Origin of the sequence: Devosia sp., from assembly GCF_035944845.1 — a bacterium.
GTDB lineage: Bacteria > Pseudomonadota > Alphaproteobacteria > Rhizobiales > Devosiaceae > Devosia_A.
This window is the reverse complement of the sequence record NZ_DASZAW010000129.1, coordinates 15,464-37,844: the sequence shown is the minus strand read 5'-3', so window position 1 is coordinate 37,844 and position 22,381 is coordinate 15,464. Positions and strand designations below refer to the sequence as shown.

Genomic DNA, 22,381 nt, shown 5'->3' with positions numbered 1-22,381 from the left:
CTCACAAAGCACTACTACGTCCCGTTCTCTCGGGATCGTATCCAGTCACCCCTGCTAGGCAGGGTCATATTTCAGGTAGAGCGTCGACATCGGCGGCAGATAGAGGTCGGCATAGGGTCCGAGTCCCTCAATCTCACTCGCCTTGGCCAACACCCGGCCCTGGTTTCCCTTATTGGTTCCACCGTACCAGCCGGCGTCCGTATTGAGGCGTTCCACCCAACGACCGGCGAGCGGCATCGGCACGCGATAGTTCTCGCGCGGCGCCGGCGTCATGTTGGAGATCACCACGACCGGATGCTCTCCCGGCGCCTTGCGGGCCCAGGCAAACACCGAGTTGTTCTGGTCGTTCCCGATCAGCCACTCGAAACCCTCCGGCTCGTTGTCGCGCGCATAGAGCGCAGGCAGTTCCCGGTAGAGCGCGTTGAGGTCGGTGACGAGGCGCCGGATGCCCTCATGCGAGGGCGCATCGAGCAGCCACCAGTCGAGCCCCTTGGCTTCGTTCCATTCGTCGCGCTGCGCGAACTCCTGGCCCATGAACAGCAGCTTCTTGCCCGGCCAGCCCCACATGAAGCCATAATAGGCACGCAGCCCCGCGAACTGGCCCCAGTCGTCGCCGCCCATCTTCGAAAGCAGCGAGCCCTTGCCATGCACCACCTCGTCATGGCTCAGCGGCAGGATGAAGTTTTCGGCGTAACCGTAGAGCGCCGCGAAGGTCATATCGTTGTGGTGATACTTCCGGTGCACCGGATTGCGGCTCATGTAGCGCAGGGAGTCGTTCATGAACCCCATGTTCCACTTGAACCCGAAGCCCAGCCCGCCCTTGTCCGCCGGCGCGCTGACGCCGCTCCACGAGGTCGATTCCTCGGCGATCATCATCACGCCCGGATGCTGCTTGTAGGCTTCGATGTTCACCCGCTTGAGGAAATCGACCGCTTCGAGATTGTGGTTGCCGCCGAACTGGTTGGGGATCCACTGCCCTGGCTGGCGCGAGTAATCGAGATAGAGCATCGACGCCACGGCATCGACGCGCAGCCCGTCGAGGTGGAACGCCTCGAGCCAGTAGAGCGCGTTGTTGACGAGGAAGCTCACCACTTCCTTGCGCCCGAAATTGTAGATCGCGGTGTTCCAGTCCGGGTGGTAGCCCTTGCGCGGATCGAGATGCTCGTAGAGCGCCGTGCCGTCGAAGCGGGCGAGCCCGTGTTCGTCGGTGGGGAAATGCGCCGGCACCCAGTCGAGGATAACGCCCAACCCGGCGCCATGCGCCATGTCGACGAAATGCGCAAAGCCCGCGGGATCGCCAAAGCGCGCCGTCGGGGCATAGAGCCCGGTCGGCTGGTAGCCCCAGCTCGGATCGAACGGATGCTCGGTGATCGGCAACAGCTCGATATGGGTAAAGCCGCTATCGGCGGCATAGGGGATCAGTTGCTCGGCCAACTGCTCGTAGCTCATGAACGAGCCATCGGCGCGCCGCCGCCACGAGCCGAGGTGCACCTCGTAGATCGACACCGGCTTCCGCCGCCAGTCGATCTTGGCGCGTTCCTTCATGTACTTGGCGTCGGCCCACTCGAACGGCTTGGGGTCGGCGACCACCGAGGCGGTCTTCGGCCTGAGCTCCGATTGCCGCGCGAAAGGATCGGCCTTCAGCGGCCTCAGCTTCCCGTCCGGCCCGACGATCTCGTACTTGTAGACCTCGCCCGGCCCGACATTGGGCACGAACACTTCCCACACGCCGGTATTGATCCGCACCCGCATCGGGTGGCGCCGGCCATCCCACTCGTTGAACGGCCCGACCACGCTGACCCGCTTGGCGTTCGGCGCCCAGACGGCAAAATGCGTGCCGTTGACGCCCTCGAACTCCATTGCATGGGCGCCGAGCTTGTCGAACAGCCTCAGGTGCGAGCCCTCGCCGATATAGTAATCGTCCATCGGCCCGAGCACCGGCCCGAAGCTATAGGGGTCCAGAACGTTCCATTCGCCGCCGTCATTGCGGGCGTGATAGTTCACGGGCTGAAGCTTGGTCAGCTTGACGATACCCTCGAAGAAGCCGTCGCCGCGCGGCTCGAGCTCCCCCAGGATGCGGTTGTCCATGCTGCGCGCCGACACCGACTCCGCATGCGGAATGAAGGTGCGCGCTACCCAGGCCCCATCGACCTCATGCAGGCCCAGTATGCCGAACGGATCGGAATGGCGGCCCGCGACGATCGCCTTGATGTCGCTGTCAGCTGCCTGCCACTTGGACTTGGTCAAACTCTACTACCCCCCGACAACCGGCACACCCCAGATTTCCTTGGCGTACTGCGAAATCGTACGATCCGAGGAGAACCAGCTGACATGAGCAGTGTTCCGGATAGCCATCGAATACCATTTGCGAGGCTTGTTCCAGAGCTCATCGATGTCCCGCTGCGCTGCCGCGTAGGCGTCGAAATCGCGCGCCACCATGAACCAGTCGTGGTCGTATAGACCGCCGATCAGGTCGCGATAGCGGTTCGGGTCATCGGGCGAGAACACCCCTGACGAAATCGCCTCCAGCGCCTCGCGCAGTGCCGGCGACGCATCGATGGCGCTACGCGGCACTTCACTGCGGTTGCGCTTTTCAGCCACCTTGTCGGCGGTAAGCCCGAAGATCACCATGTTCTCCGGCCCCACCTGCTCCAGCATTTCGACATTGGCGCCGTCGAGCGTACCGACGGTAATGGCGCCATTGGCCATGAACTTCATGTTGCCGGTGCCCGACGCTTCCATGCCGGCCGTCGAGATCTGTTCGCTGAGGTCCGCGGCCGGGATGATCGTCTCGGCGAGGCTCACATTGTAGTTGGGCAGGAACACCACCTTGAGCAGACCACGCACCGCCGGATCGTTGTTGATCACCTTGGCGACGTCGTTGATCAGCTTGATGATCAGCTTGGCGTTCCAGTAGCCCGGCGCCGCCTTGCCGGCGAACACCTTGACCCTGGGCACCCAATCCCTTTCCGGGTGCGATCGGATCATCGAATAATGCGCCACCGCCTCGATGACGTTGAGCAGCTGCCGCTTGTACTCGTGGATACGCTTGACCTGCACGTCGAACATGGCGTCGGGCGACACCGCGATCCCCAGCCGGTCCTTGATCACCTGGGCCAGCGCCACCTTGTTGGCGCGCTTGATCGCCTTGAACTGCTCCTGGAAGGTCGGATCGTCGGCATGCTTGTCGAGCTTGCTCAGGAGCGAAAAATCGTCCTGGAACTCCGGCCCTATCCGATCGCTGATCAGCCGCGTCAGCCCCGGGTTGCACTGCAGCAGCCAGCGCCGCGGCGTCACCCCGTTGGTCTTGTTGTTGATCCGGTCCGGATAGAGCCGGTCGAGATCGGCAAACAGCGTCTTCTTCAACAGCTCCGAGTGCAGCGCCGAAACACCGTTGATCGAGTGCGAGCCGACAAAGGCCAGTTGCCCCATGCGCACCCGGCGGCTGCCATGCTCGTCGATCAGCGACAGGTTGGCGATCTGGTTGTCGGTGAAGCCGCCCATCTTGCGCGCCTCGCTCAGCACCTCGGCATTGATGGCGTAAATGATCTGCATCTGGCGCGGCAGCATCCGCTCCAACAGCCCGACCGGCCAGGTCTCCAGCGCTTCGGGCAGCAGCGTGTGATTGGTGTAGCCGAACGTCGCCTTGGTCAGCTTCCAGGCCGGCGCCCAGGCCATGCCGTGGATATCGATCAGGATGCGCATCAGCTCGGCAATCGAGATCGCCGGATGCGTGTCGTTGAGCTGGATCGCCACCTTGTCCGAGAGCGAGCCGAGATCGCCATAGGCCTGCATATGGCGGCGCACGATGTCCTGCAGCGAAGCCGAGGAGAAGAAGAACTCCTGGCGCAGTCGCAGCTCCTGCCCCGAGGGCGTGGAGTCGGCCGGATAGAGCACCCGGGTGACCGCCGCAGCGCGTGAGCTCTCCTCGAGCGCCCCGATATGGTCGCCGGCATTGAACTTGTCGAGCAGGATCGGATCGATCGGCTGGGCTGACCAGAGCCGCAGCGTATTCACCCGCTTGCCGCGCCATCCGACGATCGGCGTATCGAAGGCCACCGCGAGCAGATGCTCGGCCGGACGCCACTCGAGCCGGGTCGAGCCATCCGGCTCCTGCACCGGCTCGACATGGCCGCCGAAGCCGATCTCGTAGCTCGACTCGCGCCGCTCGAATTCCCACGGGTTGCCGTGCGCCAGCCAATCCTCGGGCAGCTCGACCTGCCAGCCCTCGCTCATTTCCTGCCGGAACAGCCCGTGCACGTAACGGATGCCGTAGCCGTAAGCAGGGATGTTGACCGTCGCCATCGACTCCATGAAGCAGGCGGCAAGCCGGCCGAGGCCGCCATTGCCGAGCGCCGCGTCCGGCTCGAGGTTGATCAGGTCGCCCAGGTCGACATTGAAGTTCTTGAGCGCGGCGCGGACCGGCTCCATCACCCCGATATTGCTCATCGCGTCGCGCATCAGGCGGCCGATGAGGAACTCGAGGCTGAGGTAGTAGACCCGCTTGTTGGAGGTCCGCCACGTCTCGCGGCTCGACTCCATCCACTGGTCGATGATCCGGTCGCGCACCGTCAGGATCGTCGCCTTCAGCCAGTCATGCGGCCGCGCGACGATCGGGTCCTTGCCGACCGAATAGGTGAGTTTTTCAAGAATCTCCGACTGGAGCGCTTCAGTGGTGAGCGCGCGCCGTTCCGGGACCGGGGCATCCAATACGAGGGGCTTTTGCGGCATTGTCGCAATCCAGCATCATGGCGATGTATTCCCCTCTAGAGCAACACGCTTGCATGGAATTGGTGCTCTGTGAAGCCCCGTTGAGAACGGTTCTAAGGCACGATGCCTAAAGCGTAGACGATTATTGCGTGGTCGGAGGGCAATCGCAGGGCTGGCGGGTGCGCCAGATCTCCGAGTGTGACGAACGCCTAAGCCTTCGCCTCTTCCTCGGGCGCGATGATCGGGGTCGATGGGCCGGCCACGGTGCCGCTTTCGCGGGCCTGGTCTTCGGCATTCGAGCGCAGCAGGTCCCGGCCCGCCATCAGGCCGCCAACCATCTGGGCGGCGAAGCGCTGGCGGTCGCGTTCTCTCACCCCTTCGATGATTTCTCCCACCTCGACCATGTCGACATCGAGTTGGCGCAGCGTTTCGGCGCCGAACTCCAGCGCGCTCTCGAACACTTCGCGCAACTGGTAATCCGCTCCGGCCTTGACCAGTTCCAGCGCATGGCCGCGGTCGAAGGCCCGCGCCATCACCTTGGCGAGCGGGAATTCCGATTTCACCAGCTCGGTGATGCGGACCGCCGAATCCTTCTTGTCGACGCAGATGAGGATCAGGTCCGCCGTCCCTGCCCCGGCGGCATGGAGGATGTCGAGCCGCGTGCCGTCGCCATAATAGATCTTGAAGCCGAAGGTCTGCGCGACCTCGATCATTTCGACATCGTTGTCGATGATCGAGATCGAATGCTGGCCCTTGGCGATCAGCGGCTGGCTGGCGATCTGCCCGAAGCGGCCGAAGCCGATCAGCAGCACATTGCCGGTCAGCCCGTCGGGTTTTTCGACACCCTCGAGCGATTGCACGGGCTTGGGCACCAGCTTCAGCAGCATGGTCGAGAACGGTGTCAGCACCATCGAGATGATCACCGTGGCGGTGAACATGGCGTTGAGCTCCCCGCTCAAGAGCCCACCGGCCGTCGCGGTGGTGAACAGCACGAAGGCGAATTCGCCGCCCTGCGCCATCAGCACGGCGCGCTCCAGCGCCAGCGCGTTGCCAGTGCCCAGCGCCCGGGCGAGGCCATAGATGGCGCCGCCCTTCAGCACCATGTAGATCACCACCGCCAGCGCGATGAACTGCCAGTTGGCCGCCACCACCGCGAGATCGAGCGACATGCCGACCGCAAGGAAGAACAGCCCCAGCAACAGCCCGCGGAACGGCTCCACATCGGCTTCGAGTTGATGCCGGAAGGTCGAGGTCGACAGCAGCACCCCGGCGAGGAAAGCTCCCATCGCCATCGACAGCCCGCCCGCTTCCATGATCAGCGCCGCGCCCAGCACCACCAGCAGCGCTGCCGCCGTCATCACCTCGCGCGCCTTGGATTCGGCGAGGATCTTGAACACCGGGTTCAGCACCCAGCGGCCGGCGAAGATCACCGCCACGATCGAAGCCGCGGCGACACCCACGCTGATCCAGCGCTGTGTCATGCTCACGTCGGTATCGACGCCCGGCGACAGGAACGCCACCACCGCCAGCAAGGGGACGATGGCGAGATCTTCGAGCAGCAGCACCGAGACGATCTTCTGTCCGGCCGGCGTCTGCAGTTCGCCGCGCTCGGAAAGGATCTGCATTACGATTGCCGTCGAGGTCAGCACGAATCCGAGGCCGGCGACGAACGCCACCTGCGGCGTCAAGCCGAGGACGAAAATCCCCGCCACCGTCAGCAGCACACCACAGAGGCCGACCTGCAGGATGCCGAGCCCGAAAATCTCCTTGCGAAGCCCCCAGAGCTTGGCCGGCTCCATTTCGAGCCCGACGATGAACAGGAACAGCACCACGCCAAGTTCCGCCGCATGCAGCACCGCCTGCGGATCGCCGACCAGCCCGAAACCGAATGGCCCGATCACCAGCCCGGCGGCGAGATAGCCGAGCACCGAGCCCAGCCCCAGGCGCCGGAACAGCGGCACCGCAATGACCCCGGCTCCGAGCAGCGCCACCACCTGCATCAGGTCGACCCCGCCATGCGAAGCCACCTCTGCCGCATGCGCCACCACTTCGCCGGCCATCGCTCACCTCTTGCAAATCGGGAAGCCTCAAGCGTGAGGCCTCAGCCAGGGAGCGTCAAGGCTGGCTTTATGGGGAGTAGGATGCGCGAGGCGGGAGTTCAGCGCACGGGGCACCCCACCTTGATCCCTCCCCACAGTGGGGAGGGAGACCTGACTGCAGGCTTCGGCTCTATCGTCTGCCTCCCCCTTGTGGGGAGGGTAGCGCAGCTAGGCGAAGCCTTAGCGAAGCTGGGTGGGGGTGGCAAAGCGCTCAACCTATGCCGCCGACACCGGCTTGGCCACGCGCGGCCGCTTGGCTTTCGGCTCCGGCGCCGGCTCGGGTGGCGCCACCTTGGGCTCGGCCTCCTCCGTGTCGCGCATCGCCTGCTGCGCCACCAGCCGCCGCAGCTTCCGCGGCGCGACCGTGCGGGTGGGCAAGATGTGGGTAACGATCGAATAGAGCACCAGCAGCGATGGCACCGCGATCAGGCCGCCGACCGGACCCCAGGCCCAGATCCAGAAGGTCAGCGACAGAAAGATCATGAACGGGTTGATGGTCATCGTCCGGCCCAAGAGGTTCGGGGTGACGAAATTGCCCTCGATGAAGTTGATGCCGAAATAGAGGGCCATCGGCAAGAGCCCGCCGACCAGCTCGCCGGTGGTGCCGAGCCCGACGAGGAACAGCACCAGCGCCATGAATGCCTGCCCGATGAACGGGATATAGTTGAGGACTGCCGCCATGGCGCCCCACAACAGCGGCGACGGCAGGCCCACCGCCCAGGTCATCAACGTCACCACGGCCCCGACCCCGAGATTCACCGTGGAAATGGTGAGCAGGTATCTCGACACTTTCTGCTCCACGTCGCGGAACACGTGCGCGGTGCGCCAGCGCATCCGCCGGCTGACGCACAGCGACAGCGTGGCGATGCGGATGCTGTCGCGGGTGGCGAGGAAGAAGTAGAGCGACACGAGGAACACGCCGATCTGCGCCAGGATCGCCGGCGCCAGCATGGCGATGCCGGTGACGGTGCTGCCATCCTCGACCCGCACCTCCATGGTCGCCCCGCCGCCGAGCACGCCCTTGACCTGCTCCTGCAGCGCCCCGATCGCGGCGATCGGTTCCTGCCAGTTGGCGAGTTCGGACTGGATGCGATCCCACACCACCGGGATGCGCTCGGCCCACTCGCTCAATGGCCCGTAGAACAGCGAGCCCCCAACGATGATGATGACGAGGAACAGCAGCACCACCACGCCGGCCGACAGGGCCTCGGGCACGCCGCGCTGCTCCAGCATGTCGGCCACCGGCCCGAACATCAGCCCCACCGTGATGGCGAGAAAGAGCGGCGCCAGCACCACCTGCGCCTCGCGCACCGCAACGAACGCGATGATCACCCCCATGGTGACGATGGCGAACTGCGCGGCATTACCGAGCACCCGCTCGAAATTGGTCCGCTGGATGTCCTTGATCAGCCCCTGGCGGGGCCGTGACGCTGCTGGTTTGCGCAAAGATGTGTCCCTCTGTCGAGCAGCCTAAACGCACCGGCAACCGGGACGTTCCGCCCGTCGACGGGCGTCCTTCGGCCAACTAACATGCCGCCGGAATCAGTTTCTCAGGGGCTCGCGCTAAACCCATGGCACGCAAGATCATTATCGACACCGACCCGGGCCAGGACGACGCCGTCGCCATCCTCATGGCACTCGCCTCCCCGGCCGATTTCGACATCCTGGGCATCGTCGCCGTGGCCGGCAACGTCAGCCTCGCGCAGAACGCCCGCAACGCGCTGAAGGTGGTGGAGCTCGCCGGCCGCAAGGACATCGCCGTCTATGCCGGCTGCGAACGGCCGATGCGCCGCACCCTCGTTACCGCTGAGCACGTGCACGGCGAAACTGGCCTCGATGGCCCCGATCTGCCGCTGCCCAAGCTGCAGATCGAGGATCAGCACGGCGTCGACTTCATCATCGATACGCTGATGGCGCATGAGGCGGGCACGGTGACGCTTGCGACCCTCGGGCCGCTGACCAACGTCGCCATGGCCATGGTCAAGGAACCGCGCATCATCGGGCGCATCCAGGAAATCGTCATGATGGGCGGCGGCTATTTCGAGGGCGGCAACATCACCCCGGCCGCCGAGTTCAACATCTATGTCGATCCCGATGCCGCCGACGTCGTGCTGCGCGCTGGCGTGCCGATCGCCATGCTGCCGCTCGACGTCACCCACATGATCCTCTCGACCCCCGAGCGGTTGGCAAAGATCCGCGCCCTCGGCAACAGGGCCGGTGAAGCCGTCTACCAGATGCTGAGCTTCTCCGAGCGCTTCGACCTCAACAAATACGGCTCCAACGGCGCACCGCTGCACGATCCCTGCGTCATCGCCTACATGCTGAAGCCGGAGCTGTTCGAGGGGCGCCATATCAACGTGGTGATCGAAACCTCGAGCGAATTGACCATCGGCATGACCATCGCCGACTACTGGGGCGTCACCGGCCGCGCCAGGAACGTGACCTACCTGCGCTCGGGGAACGCGGCTGGGTTCTACGATCTGCTGACCGAACGGCTCAGCCGGCTGCCCTGATCGGCACGCGGGGCCTGCAACTCGTCCGCCCACCAATCACATCGTTGTGATCCGGCAAGTGAAACCGCCGGCTTGGCGCTCCCGTAATTCTGGCAGGGAAAGCGAAATGCTGTTCCCGTCACAGGGAGCGAAATAATGCACGTGAGATCTATTCGGGGCCTGCTGATGTCAGGCGCCATGGTTCTGCTTGGCACTACAGTTGCGTTCGCAGAAAATCCGATGGTCGGCGGCGCGCCGATGCTCGAGACCAAGGATATCATCGACAACGCCGTGAACTCGGCGGACCACACCACGCTCGTCGCCGCGGTGAAAGCCGCCGGACTTGTCGACACCCTCAAGGGTCCAGGCCCATTCACCGTGCTGGCGCCGACCAACGACGCGTTCGCGGCGCTCCCGGCGGGCACCGTCGAGAACCTGCTCAAGCCTGAGAACAAGGCGATGCTGGTGAACATCCTCACCTGTCACGTCATCGCCGCCAAGGCGCTCTCCACCGATATCGCCTCGATGGCGATGGCCGATGGTGGCACGCACATCGTCGACACAGTCGGCGGCTGCAAGCTGGCGCTGAAGTCCGAGGGCGGCAAGGTCACCATCACCGACGAAACCGGCGGTGTCGCCAATGTCACCATCGCCGACGTGATCCAGTCCAATGGCGTGATCCACGTCATCGATAAGGTACTGCTGCCCAAGGCCGACGATACCGCGATGGCCGCCCCGATGGCTTCCGACGATGCCATGGAAGGCGACTTCCCGATGGTCGGCGGTGCCGCCATGTACCCGACCAAGAACATCATCGAGAACGCCGTCAATTCGGCCGATCACACCACGCTGGTCGCGGCGGTGAAGGCAGCTGGCCTGGTCGACGCGCTCTCCGGTCCTGGCCCGTTCACGGTCTTCGCCCCGACCAACGACGCCTTCGCCAAGCTGCCGGCCGGTACGGTGGACACCCTGCTGAAGCCCGAGAACAAGGACCAGTTGGTGAAGATCCTGACTGCGCACGTGGTGTCGGGCACGTATTCCGGCGCTGACCTGATGCAGAAGGCCAAAGCCTATGGCGGCCGCTACAACCTCCAGACGCTCAGCGGCGACAGCCTGACGGCGGTCATCCGGGGCAAGCATCTCTACATCTTTGACGAGGCCGGCGGTGCCGCGCTCGTCACCATCGCCGACGTCAATCAGTCTAATGGCGTCATCCACGTCGTGGACGACGTCCTGCTGCCGAAGTAGTCCGCCCTTCGGTCGCGTCAAGGCCCCGCTCCGGCGGGGCCTTTTCGTTGTGGCAGGCGCCTTGACGGCGCGCCGGCGAAGCAGCCGGCACTGGCGCAAGTTTCTCGGCGACCATCCAAGTTCAACCACGCCATGCTGGCCCTGCACGGCATAGACCGCGCCGCCGGCTATCCAGCATGCTCGTGCCGAGGCCGGCCCGTTTGGAGCTGCGAAACCATATCGCGGATCAGCCGGGGTTGATGCGGCCGCCGCTAAACGAATCCATAACCTCGGAGCTTACCCTCCTCGCCGTGATGAGGGACAGCCAAGCACCAGCCACCACTCCGCCCCTCCGCCGCAACCGGCGCAAACCGCCCGCGGCTCCTGAAATCGTGGCCGTCGGCGGCTCCTTCGCCCAGACCGGTCGTCTCTATCGCCAGAGCGCCGCCCGCTGGCTCTGCCGCATGCTGGTCCGCGGCTTCGCCCTGCTCTACCTCGCAGTACTCACCTATACCGGTATCAGCACCACCGGCTGGTTTGATTTCGCTCCCGCGCCGCTGGCCGGTGTCTTCCTCGTCGTCCTCGGGCTACCCTGGACACTGGCCGCCGCCTGGTTTCCGGATACATGGCAGCCCCTGGTCGCCGCCGCTGCACCGCTGGCGACGCTCATCCTGCTCTGGGCCTGGTGCCACTGGCCGCGCCGCCACTGAACCGAGGAAAATCCCAGGGCTCTCTGCTCAGGCCCGGGGCAAGTTCCTTGCCAGGTCGTGCGTGTGCGAGGGTGAGGAGATATCGACCGGGCGTCAGCTGACGAGCTGCGCCCTCGAAGCCGTCGGAAACTGAAACGACATGACAGCGGATGGGCATCGGCTCTTCACATGACGCGCCCGCCCTGCCCTTGCCGACGCGCCACAGCCGGCGCTAGAAGGCTTCCGCTGGTACCAGGAGCCCGCCATGGACATCGTTACTCTCGTCGCCTTCACCATCGCCTACGCCATCGCGGTGATCGTGCCGGGACCTGGCGTAGCAGCGGTAGTGGCGCGAGCGCTTGGCGGCGGCTTCCGCTCCGCCTTCCCCATGGTATTGGGCATCCTCGCCGGCGACCTCGTTTACCTGGTCTTCGCGCTGTTCGGCCTTGCCGCCATCGCCACCTGGTTCGGCCCGGTCTTCTTTGTGGTGAAATGGGCCGGCGCCCTCTACCTGCTCTATGTCGCCTGGCAGTTCTGGAGCGCCAAGCCCGGCTCCGAGCAGGTTGGTGCCAAGAAGGATGCCAGCGCCTGGAAGACCTTCCTGTCGGGTTTTGCCCTCACCATGGGCAACCCCAAGACCATCGTCTTCTACCTTGCCCTGCTCCCCACCGTGATCCCGCTCGACAGACCTATCACCGCGCTCGGCTTCGCCGAATTGACCGGCATAGTGGTGGTCGTCCTCCTCGCCATCGGCTGCGCCTATGCCGGCCTCGCCGCAGCAGCGCGCGACTTCTTCCGCTCGAGCAAGGCGCTGCGTATCCTCAACCGCACGGCCGGCGTGATCATGGCGAGCGCTGCAGCGTTCGTGGTGGTGCGGGAGTAGCGCTTCAGCCCTTGGCCTTTGGCGGTTCCGGCGCCTTCTTTGCTTGACTGGACTTTGTAAGTGCCGAAGGCGTTGTAAGCCGGACGGCAAGTTGTCCGTCTCGATCTCGAACCTCGAAGCCAAAGAACTTCCGTACCATGTCACTGAGCTTCTTCTCTCCGTAGCTGCGGGGATCGAAGTCGCTTTCAAGTTTGGTCAGGTGGCTACCTAGAGTGCTGAGGTTGACCCACCCACCTTCACCTTCCACCTCGCCAATGGCTCTAACGACAAGTGTCCTGGCTTCGCCTAGATCGGCACGTTTCGGGGGAGCTTGCACTGCCTCGGGCTCCGCGAGGCCCAAGTTCTCTGTGTAGATAAACCGTGTGCATGCCTGTCGGAAGCCGGGCGGCGTCTTCTGCTCACCGAACCCGTAGACCTCAACTCCTTCCTCGCGCAACCGCCCGGCAAGACGCGTGAAATCGCTGTCGGATGACACAATGCAGAACCCATCGAGTCTAGCTGAATGCAGAAGATCCATCGCGTCAATCACCAGGGCGATATCGGACGCATTCTTGCCCTTGGTGTTGGCAAACTGTTGCTGCGGCGCGATCGCATGCTTGGCGAGCACATTGACCCAGCTGCCAAGGTTAGGGCTGGAGAAGTCGCCGTAGACTCTCCGCACGGTTGCCGATCCGAACTTGGCAATCTCCTCGAACAGTCCGTCGACTGTCTTTGCTGACGCGTTGTCAGCATCGATCAGCACCGCAAGTCGCGCCTGCTTGCCATTCGCCATTGTATCCCCCTGGTAGCCAATGGAACCAATATGGCGACCGGTTGACGCTGGGGTAGTATTTCGGCTGCTTAACGTGCGAAATTACTTAATCAATCGAATACTACCGCACCACCGCGCTCGCGGCGGCCAGCCCCCACTCCAGCAACTCCTTCGCCCGCTCGGGCGTCACGCCCTCGACATAGCAGCGCAGCTCCGGCGCATTGCCAGAGGCCCGATAATGCACCGTGTCCCCCGAAACCAGCGAGAAACGCGGCCCATCGATGGTCGAAACCGATTGCACCTCGCCGACCGGCGCGAAGAACGCTTCGGCATAGCCCGGCTGTTCGACCAGCCCGGTCAGCAGCGCCGCGCTGCGCTCGCTCGCCACATGCGCCAGCCGGTCGCTGAGCGCAGCGCGCACCGGCAGGGTTCGCACCAGCCCCGCGACGCTCTCGCCAAGCTTAGCCGCCGTGCCCAGCACCGCCAGCAGTGGGAGCACCGCGTCGCGCGTCGGCAGCGGGCTCAGCACCCGGCCGTTGATCGTCACTTCGCTGCCCAGCAGCAGGCCGCCATTGGCCTCGAACCCGACCACCGCGCCGGGCGAGCCTGCCGCTGCATCCTCCATGCCGGAGATCACATAGGGCGAGCCCACCCTGGTGCGATCGACCCGGCCGAACCAACCGACCCCTTCGATCGCCGAGTTGGAGGTGACCGGGGTCACCACCCGGTCGGCGCCGAGGAAGCGTGCCGCCAGCATGCCCAGCACATCGCCACGCACGAACTTACCCTCTCCGTCGATCAGCAGCGGCCGGTCGCCGTCGCCATCGGTCGAAACGATCGCGTCGAGCCGGTGCTGGCGGAGCCAACTCAGGCGTGGCTCGAACAGCGGATCCGAGAACGCTTCGGTGTCGACGGCAACAAAGCTGTCGGAGCGGCCGAGCCGCACCACGTCGGCGCCAGCCCGGGTGAGAAACGACACCAGGAGGTCACGCGCCACCGAGGAATGCTCGAACACCCCGATGCGCCAGCCCTTCAGCGCCGCCGGATCGAGCAGGCCGCGATAGCGCTGCCGGTAGCGGTCGCCGGCGGCGATGCTGCCATCCTCTGCCGCCCCGTCACCCGCCGGCACCGTGTTGCTCAGCGCCGCGGCGATACCAGACTCATCCGCCTTGGTGATCTCACCGGTCGCAACATAGAATTTCAGCCCGTTGCGATCGGCCGGGATATGGCTGCCGGTCACCATGATCGCCGGCCCGCCCAGCGCCATCGCGTGGAGCGCCAGCGCCGGGGTCGGCAGCACGCCGCAATCGACCGGCACCAGCCCGGCGGCGCGGATCGCCCCCGCGCAATCGGCGACGATCGCCTGGCTCGATGCCCGCAGGTCCCGGCCGAGATAGACCCGGCCGCCCGCCACCGTGCCGACGTGCCTGAGGAACGCCGCAGTGTAGCGCCGCGCCGCCCCGCCGGTGAGATCGACCGCGAGGCCGCGCAGACCGCTGGTGCCAAACTTCAGGGAATCCATGCCGCACTCCTCATTCCCGCGAGGAATGTCATGGGCCCGCCGGCTTCGGCAAGCGCCCAACCACCCGTTAACGTTTCGTTCATCGCGCGCCCGCAGTCTGACGGCCATGCAGATTCAGAAGCGTTCCATGAACTGGCTGCCGCGCCCCTCGCTCTACTCCGAGGCGGAATCGGCACGCCTCAAACGCAAGGCGAACGCGCAGTCTGCTCTCGCCACTTCCTCCAACAATAACGCTGCCTTGATCGCCAGCGGAACCTCGAATGTCGGCGAATCGATCAACCTTACTCTGCGGATCGCCGCGTCGCGTCTGCAGAACGGCACCACCAAGAAGGTCTGAAGAGTTGCATCGGCTGGGGTAACTCTCCAGTTTCCCGCGCATGACCTCCTTCGATCCCATCGCCTTCTTCAACCGCGAAGTCACCCTTGTTGCCCGCGAGCTGCTGGGCGCGAAGTTCCTCGTCGATGGGGTCGGCGGTCTCATCGCGGAGACCGAGGCCTATCACCCGACCGAGCCCGCTTCGCACTCGCACCGCGGCAAGACCGAACGGAACGCGTCGATGTTCCTCGGTCCCGGCCGAATCTATGTCTACCGCTCGTATGGCATCCACTGGTGCTTCAACTTCGTCTGCGCCGACGCCTCGGCTATTCTCATCCGCGCCATCGAACCGACGGACGGTATCGGAACGATGATCGAGCGGCGCGGCCTCGCGAATCTGCGCAATCTCTGCTCCGGCCCCGGCAAGCTCGGCCAGGCGCTGGGCGTCACCCGAGCAGCCCATGACGGCCTGATGGTCGACGCCCCGCCCTTCAGCTTTCACCCCGCCGACACGCCGCCTCCCGTCGTCATCGGCCCACGCATCGGCATCACCAAGGCCGCCGACCTGCCCTGGCGCTTCGGCGTCGCCGGTTCCGCCTTTCTCAGCAAGGCGTTCCGCTCGCCCTCGACGTGACGGCCGCCTCACGGCGCGAAGCGATGCTTTGCGCGGGGTTGTCGCACCGGGACCGGGTTCCCCTTTGTGGCGCCTTTGGGTAGGTTGCGGCCGAACTCAACAGGAGATGCCCGTGGCGGTCGATGCGCTGATCAAGGAATTGCTGGCAACCGGCAGCATGAACGAGGAAACCACCGCTGACCTCAACCGCTGGCAGGCCGAGTTCGCCGCGGGAACGCTGCACGCCGACGATGCCGCCTATATCGAGGCCCTGCACGCCAAGCTGACCGGTGCCCCGCTCCCCGAGAGCGAACCTGCTGCTCCAACCGAGCCAGCCCGTATCGACGGCCTCACGCTCGAGGATTGGCGCGACCGGGCGCTCCGCGCCGAGAGCGAACTCGCCGCCCTCAAGGACAGCGTCAGCACCACCAGCGCTTGACCGCGCCGGGCTCCCACTCGCGCCCTTTTGACCTTCGATGACTGGACATCACCCACAGCGCGTGGGTGATAGGCGCCTGTCATTGCGGAGGAATCACATGCGCTTGTTGCTTGCTGCCGTCATCGCGCTCACTGCAGCCCCGGCCCTCGCCCAGCCGGTGGCGCTGACCACCCGGCTGATCACCGACGCACTGGACCAGCCGATCTTCGCCATCGCACCACCGGCCGATCCGCGGCTGTTCGTGGTCGAGCAGACCGGACGCATCCGCATCCTCGTGGACGGCAAGCTGGCCGAGACGCCGTTCCTCGATCTCAGCGCCTCGATCAGCACTGGTGGGGAACAGGGGCTGCTCGGCCTCGCCTTCCACCCCGATTATGCCGCGAACGGTCGCTTCTTCGTCAACTACACCGACCAGGAAGGCGACACCCATATCGTCGGCTACAAGGTCTCGGCCGATCCCGCCGTTGCCGACCCCGCATCGGCCACCGAACTGCTGAAGGTCGATCAGCCCTATGCCAACCATAATGGCGGCTGGCTCGGCTTCGGCCCCGATGGCTTGCTCTATATCGGCATGGGCGATGGCGGCGCGGGAGGCGACCCCGAGAACCGGGCGCAGAATCCCGACGAACTGCTCGGCAAGATTCTGCGCCTCGATGTCGACGGCGCCACGCCCTACGCCATTCCCGCCAACAACCCCTTCGCCGAAGGCGGCGGCCGGCCGGAGATCTTCGCGCTCGGCGTCCGCAACCCCTGGCGCCCGTCCTTCGACAGCGACGATTTCTACATCGCCGATGTCGGCCAGAACGCCCACGAGGAGATCACCGTCATCACGGCCGAATCCGCCGGCGCCAATCTCGGCTGGAAGATCATGGAGGGCCCCGTATGTTTCGGAGCCCAGAGCTGCGAGCAGACCGGCCTCGTGCCGCCAAGCTACAGCTATTCGCACGACTCCGGCGGCTGCTCGATCACCGGCGGCTACGTCTATCGCGGCAAGGCCATCCCCGAACTCACCGGCCAGTATTTCTTCGCCGATTTCTGCGACAGCCGCGTCAACTCCTTCGCCTATGCCGACGGCGAAGCCGGCGACCTGTTCGACTGGACCGAGCAACTGGGCGGCATCGGCGGCATCACCTCGTTCGGCGTCGACAGTGCCGGCGAGCTCTACATCACCACGATCGAAGGCAAGTTGGTCGAGGTGGTGCGGGCCGAATAGGAGGGGCTGCCGTCTGGCGACGCACCAGAAACATCAGATCGCCCGGTCGCGTCTTTAGTTGTGCGACGGTCCGGTACCGCCCCAGGACAACCGCGCCTTCCGTGCGCAGTTCTCGATGCAGCTTTCGAGCTGGATTTCTGCATTTCGGGCATCGCATCGTGCCCGCCATCTCGTCGCGCGACAGAGCTATGTCCATTGATGCAGATCAAATGTTGGATGAACGGGCCGACCTAAGCTTCCTTCATCCCAACTCACCATTCGGAAATTGCCGATGATGCTACCTAAGGGCACGACGATTACCGGTCACCCAGTCGCGGATGTCGAGACCGCAATACGGGCAGCATGAGGGCGGCACTCGCTTTGCTAAGCGCAGCCGGGCTGTTCGGCCTGGGGGGCTTTGTCACGCATATCGGTGCTCAGGAACAGGATCCGGTCCAGGACGGGCATGCCTTGGTAACGATGTACTGCAGCGATTGCCATGCAACAGAAGCGACCGGCGCCAGCCCGCTTGCAATTGCGCCGCCACTTCGCCAGCTCTACCTGCGCTATGACGTCGAGCTGCTCAGCGAGGCATTGGTGGAAGGTATCGTGACCGCGCACCCGGAAATGCCGCAGTTCGAGTTCGACCCCGAACAAGCCGCGGCCATAATTGCCTATCTGAAGTCGCTCGAACCCAGAAGTTAGTTCATCAGGGCCGTGCGCCGTCCGCATCAACTGCCTCATTGTGCGGCTGATTTGGGGCGATGGAGCACTCCGGAACCTCACGGTAGCGACCCGAGATGCCCTGGAGGCACCTTGCCGCAACTGGTGTAAGGCACACCGATTGAGAAGATTGGTGGGCCCACCAGGACTCGAACCTGGAACCAGACCGTTATGAGCGGTCGGCTCTAACCATTGAGCTATGGGCCCCTGCCCCGAAACAGAGCGCCGCCTCCTTAGCAAGCCGTGGCCGCGAAGCAAAGCTATAGGTGGCAAACCATTGCATCGGCCACCATTCTCCCTCTCGGCACGATTTTCTGCACGCTCGTGTCGATCGCGTCGAAAGCCGTTCGTCGTGTTGATGAACGGCCCATTGGCGGGCCGGCAAAACCAGGAGAATGACATGCGCAAGATCACTGCAGGCTTCTTTCACTCGGTCGATGGCGTCATCGAGGCCCCCAACCTGTGGCAGGGCGACGCCTTCGACGACGAACTGGGCGCGCTGCTCGGCGAGGTGATGGGGAAAACCGACACCGTCATCATGGGCCGGGTCGGCTACCAGGATTGGGCCGGCTACTGGCCCAACGCCGAGGCCGACCAGGGCTTTGCCGATTACATCAACGCGGTGCCGAAATACGTGGCCTCGCGTACCCTCAGCCAGGAGCAGCTGAGCTGGAGGAACACCACCCTGATCAAGGGTGACCTGTTGAGCTTCGCCCGCGAGTTGAAGAACCAGGACGGCGGCGATATCGCCGTGATGGCCGGCGTCGACGTGGCCCGGCAGCTGTTCTTCGCCGGCCTGCTCGAGGAGCTGACGCTGATCACCCACCCGGTGATTGCCGGCAAGGGCAAGCGCATCTTCGAGGCCACCGACCCGATCACCCAGTTGGTGCTGAAGAAATCGACAGTCACCAGCAAGGGCAACGTCGTCGTCACCTATGGACTGCGTGCGGACTGACAAAACAAGGCCCGCGCATCCTGTCGATGCGCGGGCCACACTTCGTTGCCGCGGCTGGCCTCAGCCGGCGGCGGTGTAGGCCGTCTTCACCTGGGTGAAGAACTCCGCCGCATACTTGCCCTGCTCCTTGGGGCCGTAGCTCGAGCCCTTGCGACCCCCGAACGGCACGTGGAAATCGACGCCGGCGGTCGGCACGTTCACCATCACCATGCCGGCTTCGGCGTTGCGCTTGAAGTGGGTGGCGTACTTCAGCGAGGTGGTGACGATACCGGCCGAAAGACCGAACTCGGTATCGTTGGAAACGGCCAGCGCTTCCTCATAGTCCTTGACGCGGATCACCGCCGCTACCGGCCCGAAGATCTCTTCGCGGGCGATGCGCATCTGGTTGTTGGCTTCAGTGAACAGAGCCGGCTGCAGGAAATAGCCCGGGTTGTCGCGCTTCACCAGGTCGCCACCGACGACGAGCTTGGCGCCCTCGCCCTTGCCGATCTCGATATAGTCGGTGTCCTGCTTGAGCTGACCCGGATCGACGACGGGGCCGATATCGGTGTCCTTGGCGATGGCGTCGCCGACCTTGAGGTTACGGATCCGCTCGGTGAGCGCCGCCACGAACTGATCATGGATCCCCTCGGTGACGATGAGGCGCGACGAGGCGGTGCAGCGCTGGCCGGTCGAGTAGAAGGCGCTTTGCGCCGTGGTTTCGACCGCCACCTTCAGGTCGGCGTCATCGAGTACGATGGTCGGGTTCTTGCCGCCCATCTCGAGCTGGAACTTGCGCATCACCTTGACGCTGGCTTCGGCCACGCGCCGGCCGGTGTTCACCGAGCCGGTGAAGGTCTGCGCCACGATGTCCTTGCTATCCAGCATGGCCTGGCCGACCACCGAGCCCTTGCCCATGACGAGGTTCAGCACGCCCTTGGGCAGGCCGTTGCGGTGGAGAATATCGACGATCGCCCACGAGCAGCCCGGCACCAGGTCCGCCGGCTTGAACACCACGGTGTTGCCGTAGCAAAGCGCCGGCGCGATTTTCCAGGCCGGGATGGCAATCGGGAAGTTCCACGGCGTGATGATGCCCACGACGCCCATCGCCTCGCGCGTCATCTCCACACCGACGCCCGGGCGCACCGACGGCACGCTTTCGCCCGACAGCCGCAGCGCCTCGCCGGCGAAGAACTCGAAAATCTGCCCGGCGCGGGTGACTTCTCCAATGCCTTCGGCGAGGGTCTTGCCCTCCTCGCGGCTCAGCAGTTCACCGAGTTCGGCCTTGCGTGCGAAAATCTCATGCGCGGTTTTGCTGAGGATTTCCCAGCGCTGCAGGATGCCCGAGCGCGACCAGGCCGGGAATGCCGCCTTGGCCGCCGCGATGGCATCGAGCGTATCCTGCTGCGAGGCGCGGGCGTAAACGCCCACCACTTCGTTGGTGTTGGAGGGGTTGATATTATCCACCCCGTCCCCGCCGACCCATTCGCCGTTGATGAGATTCTTGTGCAGTTCGGTCATCGGGAGTTCCTCTTCATAGGTGCCGTTGAGCACCTCGTTTCAACCAACCCCGGTGTCATCCCCGCGAGGGCCGGGATCCATTTCTCCGCCGGCGCTGGCGGCGCGTTGGGTCCCTGCTTTCGAGAGGGATGACATCGAGTATCTTTACAGCAACCCAGCCTTTGCCAGGTCCCTGAGCAACTGGCTGGTGCCATAGGTCCAGGGGGCGGCCTCAGTGGCGAGGCGCACCGTGTTGGACAGGGTGCCGAGTGACGGCGTCGAGATCGACACCACGTCGCCGAGCTTATGGGTAAAGCCCTTGCCGGCGCCGCCGCGATCCTTCACCGGGGCGAACATCGTGCCGAGATAGACCACCAGCCCATCCGGATACTGATGGTGCCGGCCGATGGTCGCCGCGACGATGGCCTCGGGCGAGCGTGAGATCTGGCTCATGTTGGAGACACCGGTCAGCTCGAACCCGTCCTCACCGGTGACGTTGAGCGCGATGTCGGCGGCTTTCACCGTCTCGATGGTGAACTTGCCGTCGAACAGGCGGATGAACGGCCCGAGCGAAGCCGATGCGTTATTGTCCTTGGCCTTGCCGAGCAGCAGTGCCGAGCGGCCCTCCACATCGCGCAGGTTCACATCGTTGCCGAGCGTTGCGCCGACGATGGTGCCCTTGGAGTTCACCACCATCGCCACTTCCGGCTCCGGGTTGTTCCACTCCGAGATCGGCAGGATGCCGACATCGGCGCCAAACCCGACCGACGCCATCGGCTGGCACTTGGTGAAGATCTCGGCGTCCGGCCCGATGCCGACCTCGAGATACTGGCTCCACACGCCGCGCGCGATCAGCGTCTTTTTCACTTCCATCGCGGCGGGCGAGCCCGGCTCGAGTTGGCTGAGGTCGGTGCCGACCAGCCCCAGGATATCCTTGCGCAGTTCGTCGGCCTTGGCCTTGTCGCCGCGCGCCTGCTCTTCAATGACGCGCTCGAGCAGCGAGACGACGAACGTCACGCCAGCGGCTTTCACCGCCTGCAGGTCGATCGGCGACAGCAGCGACGGCGCTTTGACGTCGGTCTTGCCCGACCACGAGTTGGCGAGGAGTTGGTTGAGGTTGCCGATCACCGGCCCCTTGGCTGCCGCCACGTAAGCGGCCGGATCGTCCTGCTCGGCAATATCGCGCGACGTCGGCGCGGTCTTCGACGTGATATCGACGATATCCTCGCCGCGCACAGTGATCACCCGCGGGTGATCATATCCGGGCACCCTAGCCCGCCCCAGAAGTACGCCTTCGCTAGGAACTTGTCGGTTGGCCACGGCACTCCCCCGGTTTTCGGAGGGGCTACCTAACCCGCCACTCCAAAGCCTGTCCAGCAGCGGGCGAGGCACGTAACTCAAACTTTCGTCGGTCCGCGACCCAAGGTTGGCGCAATGTGCGGCGTCTTATCTCTAGGAAGCGCCGTTCAAATCCTGTTCAGGAACGGCGCACTAACAACCCGGTCGGCTGGGACATATTTCCCCGCCAAAGGCCACATAGGAGAGACGCATGCGTCCCATTACTGCCGCCCTCATTCCCCTGTTCCTCGCCACCGCGCTGACCGCCACCCCCGTATTCGCGCAGGAGACGACACAAGTGAACGGCACCATTTCGATCAGCGGCATCGGCGAAGTCACCTCGGCGCCCGACACGGCCTTCGTCAATTCCGGCGTCACCAGCCAGGGCGCCACCGCCCGCGAGGCGCTCGACGCCAACACCAAGGCGATGGGCGAACTGATCGAGACACTGAAGGCCGCCGGCATCGAGGCACGCGACATCCAGACCTCGGGCTTCTCGGTGAACCCGAACTACGTCTATTCCGATGCCCGCGACGCCAATGGCTACCAACTGCCGCCCAAGATCACCGGCTACCAGGTCTATAACAACGTCAACGTCCGGGTACGCGAGCTGGCCAAGCTCGGCTCGGTGCTCGACAAGGCGGTGACCGTCGGCGCCAACACCATCAACGGCGTCAGCTTCTCGGTGGCCGATCCGAGCAAGCTCTACGACGAAGCCCGCAAGGTCGCCTTCGCCGACGCCAAGGCCAAGGCCGGTCTCTATGCCGAAGTGGCAGGCGAAGAGCTCGGCAGCATCCGCAACATCAGCGAAGTGCAGGGCATGGGTTCGCCGCAGCCCTATATGATGAAAGCCTCCGCCGACATGGCGTCCGCCGGCGCCGTGCCGATCGAGGGCGGTGAGCTCAGCTACTCGATCAACGTCCAGGTCACCTGGGACTTTGCCGGCAAGTAAT

General features: G+C 64.6%; 19 protein-coding genes, 1 tRNA gene and 1 pseudogene. 12 read left to right on the top strand and 9 right to left on the bottom strand.

Annotated features, from left to right (window positions below; genetic code table 11):
• Positions 1 to 54: 54 nt before the first annotated feature.
• From glgB to VGV07_RS25305, 4 genes are all read right to left on the bottom strand, one after another.
• The gene (gene glgB / locus VGV07_RS25320) at positions 55 to 2,247 is read right to left on the bottom strand and encodes a 1,4-alpha-glucan branching protein GlgB (RefSeq protein WP_326871507.1); all 2,193 of its coding nucleotides are present in this window, start codon (positions 2,245 to 2,247) and stop codon (positions 55 to 57) included.
• A gap of 6 nt (positions 2,248 to 2,253) precedes the next feature.
• Positions 2,254 to 4,731, bottom strand: coding sequence for a glycogen/starch/alpha-glucan phosphorylase (locus VGV07_RS25315; protein WP_326871506.1), 2,478 nt, complete (start codon positions 4,729 to 4,731; stop codon positions 2,254 to 2,256).
• A gap of 188 nt (positions 4,732 to 4,919) precedes the next feature.
• Positions 4,920 to 6,770: a monovalent cation:proton antiporter-2 (CPA2) family protein gene (locus VGV07_RS25310; RefSeq protein WP_326871505.1), complete on the bottom strand. Its 1,851-nt coding sequence runs from the start codon at positions 6,768 to 6,770 to the stop codon at positions 4,920 to 4,922.
• A gap of 255 nt (positions 6,771 to 7,025) precedes the next feature.
• On the bottom strand, positions 7,026 to 8,255 hold the full coding sequence (locus VGV07_RS25305) for an AI-2E family transporter (protein ID WP_326871504.1): 1,230 nt from the start codon (positions 8,253 to 8,255) through the stop codon (positions 7,026 to 7,028).
• 125 nt (positions 8,256 to 8,380) lie between these two features.
• Here VGV07_RS25305 and VGV07_RS25300 point away from each other — a divergent pair, with 125 nt between their 5' ends.
• The 5 genes and pseudogenes from VGV07_RS25300 to VGV07_RS25280 all read left to right on the top strand — a co-directional run bounded on the left by VGV07_RS25300 (position 8,381) and on the right by VGV07_RS25280 (position 12,100).
• Positions 8,381 to 9,322 carry a nucleoside hydrolase gene (locus tag VGV07_RS25300; protein ID WP_326871503.1) on the top strand — a complete coding sequence of 314 codons (942 nt, stop codon included), beginning with the start codon at positions 8,381 to 8,383 and terminating at the stop codon, positions 9,320 to 9,322.
• Between the two features lie 165 nt (positions 9,323 to 9,487).
• A pseudogene (locus VGV07_RS25295) lies at positions 9,488 to 10,012 on the top strand (fasciclin domain-containing protein); the annotation flags it as partial.
• A 15-nt stretch (positions 10,013 to 10,027) separates the two neighbouring features.
• Complete coding sequence (locus tag VGV07_RS25290) at positions 10,028 to 10,549, top strand: fasciclin domain-containing protein (protein WP_326871563.1); 522 nt, start codon at positions 10,028 to 10,030, stop codon at positions 10,547 to 10,549.
• A gap of 371 nt (positions 10,550 to 10,920) precedes the next feature.
• On the top strand, positions 10,921 to 11,238 hold the full coding sequence (locus VGV07_RS25285; RefSeq protein ID WP_326871502.1) for a hypothetical protein: 318 nt from the start codon (positions 10,921 to 10,923) through the stop codon (positions 11,236 to 11,238).
• Between the two features lie 244 nt (positions 11,239 to 11,482).
• On the top strand, positions 11,483 to 12,100 hold the full coding sequence (locus VGV07_RS25280; RefSeq protein ID WP_326871501.1) for a LysE family translocator: 618 nt from the start codon (positions 11,483 to 11,485) through the stop codon (positions 12,098 to 12,100).
• A 4-nt stretch (positions 12,101 to 12,104) separates the two neighbouring features.
• On the opposite strand, the gene VGV07_RS25275 is transcribed toward VGV07_RS25280, so the two are convergent.
• A complete protein-coding gene (locus VGV07_RS25275; RefSeq protein WP_326871500.1) occupies positions 12,105 to 12,872 on the bottom strand; it encodes an NYN domain-containing protein in 768 nt (255 codons plus the stop codon).
• Positions 12,873 to 12,972: 100 nt separating this feature from the next.
• Entirely contained in the window at positions 12,973 to 14,373 is a 1,401-nt protein-coding gene (locus VGV07_RS25270; protein WP_326871499.1) for a phosphomannomutase, read from the bottom strand.
• 106 nt (positions 14,374 to 14,479) lie between these two features.
• Here VGV07_RS25270 and VGV07_RS25265 point away from each other — a divergent pair, with 106 nt between their 5' ends.
• From VGV07_RS25265 to VGV07_RS25245, 5 genes are all read left to right on the top strand, one after another.
• Positions 14,480 to 14,710 carry a hypothetical protein gene (locus tag VGV07_RS25265; protein ID WP_326871498.1) on the top strand — a complete coding sequence of 77 codons (231 nt, stop codon included), beginning with the start codon at positions 14,480 to 14,482 and terminating at the stop codon, positions 14,708 to 14,710.
• A 40-nt stretch (positions 14,711 to 14,750) separates the two neighbouring features.
• Entirely contained in the window at positions 14,751 to 15,323 is a 573-nt protein-coding gene (locus VGV07_RS25260; protein WP_326871497.1) for a DNA-3-methyladenine glycosylase, read from the top strand.
• Positions 15,324 to 15,435: 112 nt separating this feature from the next.
• Positions 15,436 to 15,741 carry a hypothetical protein gene (locus tag VGV07_RS25255; RefSeq protein ID WP_326871496.1) on the top strand — a complete coding sequence of 102 codons (306 nt, stop codon included), beginning with the start codon at positions 15,436 to 15,438 and terminating at the stop codon, positions 15,739 to 15,741.
• 97 nt (positions 15,742 to 15,838) lie between these two features.
• A complete protein-coding gene (locus VGV07_RS25250; protein WP_326871495.1) occupies positions 15,839 to 16,954 on the top strand; it encodes a PQQ-dependent sugar dehydrogenase in 1,116 nt (371 codons plus the stop codon).
• 342 nt (positions 16,955 to 17,296) lie between these two features.
• Positions 17,297 to 17,638 (top strand): cytochrome c, encoded by a 342-nt coding sequence (locus VGV07_RS25245; protein WP_326871494.1) that lies wholly within the window; start codon positions 17,297 to 17,299, stop codon positions 17,636 to 17,638.
• Positions 17,639 to 17,787: 149 nt separating this feature from the next.
• Here the strand turns inward: VGV07_RS25245 and VGV07_RS25240 are convergent.
• Positions 17,788 to 17,863, bottom strand: a tRNA-Ile gene (locus VGV07_RS25240).
• Positions 17,864 to 18,056: 193 nt separating this feature from the next.
• Between VGV07_RS25240 and VGV07_RS25235 the strand changes: the two genes are divergently transcribed.
• Entirely contained in the window at positions 18,057 to 18,611 is a 555-nt protein-coding gene (locus VGV07_RS25235; protein ID WP_326871493.1) for a dihydrofolate reductase family protein, read from the top strand.
• A gap of 60 nt (positions 18,612 to 18,671) precedes the next feature.
• Here VGV07_RS25235 and VGV07_RS25230 read toward each other — a convergent pair whose 3' ends face one another.
• Positions 18,672 to 20,111: an aldehyde dehydrogenase family protein gene (locus VGV07_RS25230; protein ID WP_326871492.1), complete on the bottom strand. Its 1,440-nt coding sequence runs from the start codon at positions 20,109 to 20,111 to the stop codon at positions 18,672 to 18,674.
• 144 nt (positions 20,112 to 20,255) lie between these two features.
• Complete coding sequence (locus VGV07_RS25225; protein ID WP_326871491.1) at positions 20,256 to 21,359, bottom strand: fumarylacetoacetate hydrolase family protein; 1,104 nt, start codon at positions 21,357 to 21,359, stop codon at positions 20,256 to 20,258.
• A 280-nt stretch (positions 21,360 to 21,639) separates the two neighbouring features.
• On the opposite strand from VGV07_RS25225, the gene VGV07_RS25220 reads away from it, so the two are divergent.
• A complete protein-coding gene (locus VGV07_RS25220; protein WP_326871490.1) occupies positions 21,640 to 22,380 on the top strand; it encodes an SIMPL domain-containing protein in 741 nt (246 codons plus the stop codon).
• Position 22,381 lies beyond the last annotated feature (1 nt).

What these genes read in the sequence shown, in the direction of transcription:
- VGV07_RS25315 (WP_326871506.1), bottom strand. Translation starts at nt 4,731, where the DNA reads ATGCCGCAAAAGCCCCTCGTATTGGATGCCCCGGTCCCGGAACGGCGC.
- VGV07_RS25310 (WP_326871505.1), bottom strand. Translation starts at nt 6,770, where the DNA reads ATGGCCGGCGAAGTGGTGGCGCATGCGGCAGAGGTGGCTTCGCATGGC.
- VGV07_RS25300 (WP_326871503.1), top strand. Translation starts at nt 8,381, where the DNA reads ATGGCACGCAAGATCATTATCGACACCGACCCGGGCCAGGACGACGCC.
- VGV07_RS25290 (WP_326871563.1), top strand. Translation starts at nt 10,028, where the DNA reads ATGGCCGCCCCGATGGCTTCCGACGATGCCATGGAAGGCGACTTCCCG.
- VGV07_RS25280 (WP_326871501.1), top strand. Translation starts at nt 11,483, where the DNA reads ATGGACATCGTTACTCTCGTCGCCTTCACCATCGCCTACGCCATCGCG.
- VGV07_RS25275 (WP_326871500.1), bottom strand. Translation starts at nt 12,872, where the DNA reads ATGGCGAATGGCAAGCAGGCGCGACTTGCGGTGCTGATCGATGCTGAC.
- VGV07_RS25270 (WP_326871499.1), bottom strand. Translation starts at nt 14,373, where the DNA reads ATGGATTCCCTGAAGTTTGGCACCAGCGGTCTGCGCGGCCTCGCGGTC.
- VGV07_RS25265 (WP_326871498.1), top strand. Translation starts at nt 14,480, where the DNA reads ATGCAGATTCAGAAGCGTTCCATGAACTGGCTGCCGCGCCCCTCGCTC.
- VGV07_RS25260 (WP_326871497.1), top strand. Translation starts at nt 14,751, where the DNA reads ATGACCTCCTTCGATCCCATCGCCTTCTTCAACCGCGAAGTCACCCTT.
- VGV07_RS25250 (WP_326871495.1), top strand. Translation starts at nt 15,839, where the DNA reads ATGCGCTTGTTGCTTGCTGCCGTCATCGCGCTCACTGCAGCCCCGGCC.
- VGV07_RS25245 (WP_326871494.1), top strand. Translation starts at nt 17,297, where the DNA reads ATGAGGGCGGCACTCGCTTTGCTAAGCGCAGCCGGGCTGTTCGGCCTG.
- VGV07_RS25235 (WP_326871493.1), top strand. Translation starts at nt 18,057, where the DNA reads ATGCGCAAGATCACTGCAGGCTTCTTTCACTCGGTCGATGGCGTCATC.
- VGV07_RS25230 (WP_326871492.1), bottom strand. Translation starts at nt 20,111, where the DNA reads ATGACCGAACTGCACAAGAATCTCATCAACGGCGAATGGGTCGGCGGG.
- VGV07_RS25220 (WP_326871490.1), top strand. Translation starts at nt 21,640, where the DNA reads ATGCGTCCCATTACTGCCGCCCTCATTCCCCTGTTCCTCGCCACCGCG.